At 56.4% G+C, this 5,658-nt stretch carries 7 protein-coding genes; all 7 read right to left on the bottom strand.

Features of this window, described 5'->3' with window-relative positions; translation table 11 throughout:
• A partial coding sequence (locus Q0C48_RS09410) for a lipoyl domain-containing protein (protein ID WP_291523718.1) occupies positions 1–285 on the bottom strand: 285 nt, incomplete at its 3' end.
• Positions 282–1,283, bottom strand: coding sequence for an alpha-ketoacid dehydrogenase subunit beta (locus Q0C48_RS09405; protein ID WP_291523716.1), 1,002 nt, complete (start codon positions 1,281–1,283; stop codon positions 282–284). The genes Q0C48_RS09405 and Q0C48_RS09410, both read right to left, overlap by 4 nt.
• A 10-nt stretch (positions 1,284–1,293) precedes the next feature.
• Positions 1,294–2,346, bottom strand: a complete 1,053-nt coding sequence (locus Q0C48_RS09400; protein WP_291523714.1) for a thiamine pyrophosphate-dependent enzyme — start codon at positions 2,344–2,346, stop codon at positions 1,294–1,296.
• On the bottom strand, positions 2,336–3,082 hold the full coding sequence (locus tag Q0C48_RS09395; RefSeq protein WP_291523713.1) for a histidine phosphatase family protein: 747 nt from the start codon (positions 3,080–3,082) through the stop codon (positions 2,336–2,338). Before Q0C48_RS09395 ends, Q0C48_RS09400 begins: the two co-directional genes overlap by 11 nt.
• Positions 3,083–3,092: 10 nt before the next feature.
• Entirely contained in the window at positions 3,093–3,647 is a 555-nt protein-coding gene (locus Q0C48_RS09390) for an HdeD family acid-resistance protein (protein ID WP_291523711.1), read from the bottom strand.
• 46 nt (positions 3,648–3,693) lie between these two features.
• A complete protein-coding gene (locus Q0C48_RS09385) occupies positions 3,694–4,035 on the bottom strand; it encodes a carboxymuconolactone decarboxylase family protein (RefSeq protein WP_291523709.1) in 342 nt (113 codons plus the stop codon).
• A 19-nt stretch (positions 4,036–4,054) separates the two neighbouring features.
• Entirely contained in the window at positions 4,055–5,455 is a 1,401-nt protein-coding gene (locus Q0C48_RS09380; RefSeq protein ID WP_291523707.1) for a dihydrolipoyl dehydrogenase, read from the bottom strand.
• Positions 5,456–5,658 lie beyond the last annotated feature (203 nt).

Below are 5,658 nucleotides of genomic sequence, written 5' to 3'. Positions count from 1 at the left end.
TTTTGCCGGTGCGGCTGCTTGCGGTGCGGCTTCGGCTACCGCCGGTTCATCGGCAATCCAGGCAATGTTAGATTTGACCGGAATGTCGGTATTCACGGGTGCCAGTGGGCCGACAAGATAACCATCATTATAGGCTTCGACATCCATAATGGCCTTGTCGGATTCGACCTCGGCAAGCACATCACCTGTCTTAATGGCATCGCCAGGCTGCTTTAGCCAGCGGGCAAGGCGACCGGTTTGCATGGTGTCGGATAGCAGGGGCATGGTGACGGGGGTTTTGTTCATTTGGGCATTTCCTGACGGGGCGCCTTGCCGACCAGCGTGCGTGCGGCGGCGGCAATATCGGCGGGTTGCGGAATAATCTGCTGCTCCAGCGTTTTGTTGTATGGGTTGGGCAAGTCGAGCGCGGCCACGCGCAGCGGTGCGGCGCGTAGGCTGGAAAAACAACGTTCGGTCAGTTCGGCAACGAGTTCTGCACCCGCACCGGCAAAACGGGAATCCTCTTCGGCAATCAACAGGTGGCCGGTTTTGCGCACCGAGGCGGCGCAAGTTTCCCAGTCGATGGGGCTGAGCGAACGCAGATCGAGGACTTCGGCCTCGATACCTTCGGCGGCGAGTTGTTCGGCGGCGATCAGCGCCTGATTGGCCATGCGTGAATAGCTGATGACGGTGAGGTCACTGCCTTCGCGTCGAACGGCGGCGCGGTGCGGTGGTGGCGCAACGGCAGCCGTATCGACCGGCCCTTGGTCGAAGTTGAGGAGCTCGTGTTCCAGCACAATCACGCAGTCATCGGAGCGGATGGCTTGACGTAGTTGCCAGTAGGCATCCTGCGGAGTGGCGGGCACCACGATGCGTAAACCGGGCACATTCATCAAGGTGTGTTCGAGGCGCTGCGAATGTTGCGCGGCGAGCTGGTGTGCCGTGCCGCTCGGTATTCTGATGGTCAATGGCATGGTGAATTGCCCACCGGACATAAACGGGATTTTGGCCGCCATGTTGATGATGGCATCCAGCGCGAGTAAGGCGAAATTGACGGTCATGATTTCCACCACCGGCCGTAGACCGGCCATGGCTGCGCCTACCCCTAACCCGGTGAAGCTGCCCTCGGAGACAGGCGTATCCAGCACGCGCCGCTCGCCATATTGGGCGTACAGGCCTTCGGTAACGCGGTAGGTGCCGCCAAACAGGCCAACGTCTTCACCGAGCACGATCACGGTATCGTCTGCGGCCATCTCGGCATCGTGTGCCAAGTTAAGCGCCTGCCAATAACTGATGATTTGCATGGGATGCCCTCTAGATAAGTGTTTCCTGGATCAGACTGGGGCGCAGTGCACGGCGGGCATCATCCAGTGTGGGTTCGGGCGCGGCCTGGGCGAACGCCACGGCATCATCGATCTCGGCGCGGATGTCGGCTTCAATTGCTTCAAGACCCGCTGTGTCGAGATGACCGTGTTCAATATAATGCTGGCCCAGCGATTCACTACTGTGCAATCCGAGTGCGTGCAGCGTATCGGCATCGGGGTAATGCAGCGACAGGTCTCGCATCTCGGCGGCGATGGGATCCCGGGCTTCATAGGCTGCGACTTCAACCGCCGGGCGATAGCTACCCGGATCGGCTATAGAGTGACCCCGGTAGCGATAAGTCTCGAATTCCAGTAGGTGCGGACCCTGTCCGGCGCGCACCTGTGCCAGTGCTTCGCGGGCGTGACGGTTAACGGTTTCAATATTCATGCCGTCAATTTTGGCGGCAGGGATGTTGTAAGCCGCGGCGCGTTTATACACCTCGGTGACTGCCGAGTGGCGGTGGATTTCGGTACCGATCTGGTAATGGTTGTTCTCGCACACGAACAGCACCGGCAGTTTCCACAGCGCGGCCATGTTGAGCGACTCGTGGAAGGTGCCCTGATTGACTGCGCCGTCACCAAAGAAGCAGATGACTGCTTCGGGTAGGCCGCGCATCATTACGGCATAGGCCGCGCCGATGGCAATGGGGTAAGTTTCGCCCACGATGGCATAACCACCGAGGAAACGCCGCTCGGTATCGAACAGGTGCATGGAGCCACCCATGCCGCGCGAGCAGCCATCACGCTTGCCGAACAGCTCGGCCATGATGTTGCGCATCGGCATGCCACGAACGAGCGCGTGGACGTGTTCGCGGTACGTGCTAACCACGTAATCGCCGGGTTCGGCTGCGTGCAACACGCCAACCGCTACGGCCTCCTCACCAGGATATAGGTGCAGAAAACCACCGATATTGCCCCGCGTGTATTCCTGTGCGATGCGCTCCTCCATACGGCGGGCACGCAGCATGTCGCGCAGAAAACGGATATGTAATTCACGCTCCATGAGCCGCGCCCTCCGGTTTGGTTTGCGTTGTGCTGACGGCGGCTGTTTCCGACTTGTCCATAATGATTTTGCCCGTCAGGTTTAGTTGCGCATCAAAGTCGTATATGTGGGGTGTGCCCGTTTTGAGTTCGTAGGCCATGATTTGATCGGGCGTCATGTCTTCAAGATGCATGATCAGCGCACGTAGCGAATTGCCGTGGGCGGGCACCAACAGGGTGTTGCCCGCCCGCAGACAGGGTTCGATAACCCGGTGGTAGTAGTCCATGACGCGTTGGGATGTCATCTCCAGACTCTCGCCGCCCGGCGGTTGTACGCGGTAGCCACGTCGCCACTGCTGCACCTGTTCCGCGCCGAAGCGAGCCCTAGCTTCGTCCTTGTTCAGTCCTTGCAAGTCACCGTAGTAACGTTCATTGAGCGCTTCTGAAACATGCACCACAAGCTCTCCCTCGTCTTCGGCTTTTTTATCGTAGAGGCTGTAGCGCGGGCTGCCCGTTTCATGGATGCGAATGTAATGCCGACAATGACGGTTGTGCTTAAGCACTTCGTAAGCCGTATCCTGCGCGCGTAACAGAGCGGAGGTGAACACCACGTCAAATCGCCAGTCTCGCAATATTTTGCCCGCAGTGGCGGCCTCGGCCATGCCGTGTTCGCTCAGCGATACATCGACCCAGCCGGTAAAGCGGTTTTGCAGATTCCAAGCAGATTCGCCATGTCGAAGTAATATGAGCTGAGGCATGATGCTGCTCTCACATTATTTTGGAATTATGACGCATCGACCAGCCGATCATGGTCAGCGCCCAGCCGTCAAATATCAGACTGATTCCGACAAACAGGCCAACCATCCAAAGTGCCGAGTCGGGCCAGTTCAGCAAAAACAAAACGGCCAGTGCACTATCGATCAGGCCGTTGAACACCATCCATACCCGTCCACCAATCTTGCCCGCTTTGACGGACAGAAAGAAACTGACAATCGCATCCAGCATGAAATAGGCGCTAAACAGCAATGCAACTGATTCGATACCGATAACGGGCTGGAACAAAATAAGCACGCCGATGGTTAAAAGAAGTATGGCCTTAAGCCAGTCAATAAAGCTGCTGCCGTGCTGGAAGCCATGCCACCCCCAAATTAGCCCGCTGATAATCAGCAGCCAGGCGAATAGTGTCGCGGTAACAAATGAAAACAAAACCGGCGCTAAAACACCGATTGTTCCCAGTACGATCAGCAATATACCAATCATCAGGCTGAAACGACCGAAGCCGCGTATCTGCGCATCCAGCATGTTTTTTTCTATATTTGTCATGTATATTCCCCTAGTTCATTGTCTGTACATGGCGTTTGGATGATGCTTATTTACCTGGTGCGAGTTCGTTCAGAGCTTCTCTGAGTGGGATGAGGTACATCAGCGCAGGGCCGCCGTGCATCACCACGGCCATAAAACCGGCGCTCATGATTTCATCGCGGGTGGCACCGGCATGGAGCGCTTGACTGACATGCAGGGCGATACACCACTCACATTGAGCGGCAACGGCCAGTGCCACGTTGATCAGCTCCTTGATACGCATATCAAGTACTGGGCCACTTTCCGCTTTCTGCATGAAATTCATGAAGGAGTTTGTTTCGCTCGGATATTCTTTCAGTAAATCAGTGGTTAATTTTTTGATTTCAGTTAATTTTTCTGTCATTGACATGATGCCGTTCTCCAGTGGTTTAGAACAAAGTGCGTGCGGCCTTCGAGATACCCTCGCTGGCCATCGGGTGCTGGTCGCAAAATGCAGCGAGATCATGTGCCGTGAGTCCAGTGGCAACGGCGATCCCGATTTCACCGATCAGTTGTTCGGCATCAAGTCCGATCACCCAGCCGCCGAGTAAACGCAGGCTGCCTGGTTCGAAAAACAGGCGTAATTCACCGCCGGTCTCCCCAAGAATTTGGGCGCGAGAATCTTCGGTAAACTCATAAGCCGCTTCCACGGCCGCAATACCACGAGCTTTGAGCAAGGCACGCGTATGACCCACATAGGATGCGGCAGGCAGCGTAAAAATAGTGGTAGGAACCGAATTGAAATCAAAATAGGCCAACGGCCGTCCGCCACCCATGATGTTGCTTGCAGCGACGAGTGATTGCCCGACAGCGGCATGAAACAGTGGTACCCGCCCATTCACATCGCCGCAGGCATAAATATGCGGCAGGTTGGTGCGCAGGCAGTTATCGACCACGATTCGCCCATGGTCTACCTGCAAGCCGATGGCCTCAAGGCCTTGTGGCAGAACGGAATGCCGACCCACGGCCATCAACACGGTATCGGTTAAGACCGTAAGGCGCCGCTCGCCTAGGCGATAGCGAACCTGCAACGCGCCATCGTCCGCACGTTCAACCGCCTCGACCTTGGCGCCGGTGATGCAGGCAATATCGGGATCAAGCAAAGGGGTTAGCGCATGAACAAAGTCCGGATCCATGCCCGGCAGGAGCTGGTCAGCCATTTCCAGCACAGTGACTTTCGTGCCAAAAGCGTGCAGGAAGGTAGCAGTTTCAAGGCCAATATAACCCCCGCCAATGACGACCAAGCGTTTGGGCAGCGTGTCGAGCTTCGGGTCGAGTGCGAACAGGTCATGTGAATTCAGGCACAAATCGGCACCCGGCAGAGGGGGTATGAACACGTCTGACCCCGTGGCGATGATGATGTGCTGGGCGCGGTAGGTTTCTTCGCCGTGTTCGGTTTCAACAATGACGGTATGTTCATCCTTAAAGCGGGCTCGCCCATTGACCAGGCTCAAATGCCCTTCCAATGCGGCAAGCTCGTTGGCATGTTGTGCATAGCGGGTGCGTTGAACCTGATCTTTATGGGCTAGAACAGTCGCGAAATCCACGGCAACCTCACCCTTCAGGCCAAACTGGTCAAAGTGACGGGTCTGGCGATAACGTTCGGCCACTTCGCGCACGGCCTTGGAGGGTACGCACCCCTCGGCTAGGCAGTTGCCGCTCATCACGCCCTTCGGATCGACCATGACAACGCGCAGACCGGCTCGCGCCAGTCGGAAGGCCGCAGGGTAAGCACCGCCGCCCGCGCCCAAAGTAATGACATCGACCGTAATAATCTCCACAGACTGCATCGAATCCCTCCTCGTCTTGAAAGCTGCCGAACCAAACGACAAGCACTGACATTTTGAATGATACCTGAGCGTATATAGATAGCAAGGCTAATTTATGACAAGAGGTTTATTTGTGGCTCGTTTGATCGGGCCGCTACCAACTTGAGGCGGTAATCCCCCCATTTTTAGCAGTAGCCAAAAGTGGAGTTAAGCGGTCATCGCCA

The organism is Acidithiobacillus sp. (assembly GCF_023255755.1).
GTDB lineage: Bacteria > Pseudomonadota > Gammaproteobacteria > Acidithiobacillales > Acidithiobacillaceae > Acidithiobacillus.
Note: the sequence above shows the minus strand (reverse complement) of the source record. Positions and strands in the feature narration are given on the sequence as shown.

What these genes read in the sequence shown, in the direction of transcription:
- Q0C48_RS09400 (WP_291523714.1), bottom strand. Translation starts at nt 2,346, where the DNA reads ATGGAGCGTGAATTACATATCCGTTTTCTGCGCGACATGCTGCGTGCC.
- Q0C48_RS09405 (WP_291523716.1), bottom strand. Translation starts at nt 1,283, where the DNA reads ATGCAAATCATCAGTTATTGGCAGGCGCTTAACTTGGCACACGATGCC.
- Q0C48_RS09380 (WP_291523707.1), bottom strand. Translation starts at nt 5,455, where the DNA reads ATGCAGTCTGTGGAGATTATTACGGTCGATGTCATTACTTTGGGCGCG.
- Q0C48_RS09390 (WP_291523711.1), bottom strand. Translation starts at nt 3,647, where the DNA reads ATGACAAATATAGAAAAAAACATGCTGGATGCGCAGATACGCGGCTTC.
- Q0C48_RS09395 (WP_291523713.1), bottom strand. Translation starts at nt 3,082, where the DNA reads ATGCCTCAGCTCATATTACTTCGACATGGCGAATCTGCTTGGAATCTG.
- Q0C48_RS09385 (WP_291523709.1), bottom strand. Translation starts at nt 4,035, where the DNA reads ATGTCAATGACAGAAAAATTAACTGAAATCAAAAAATTAACCACTGAT.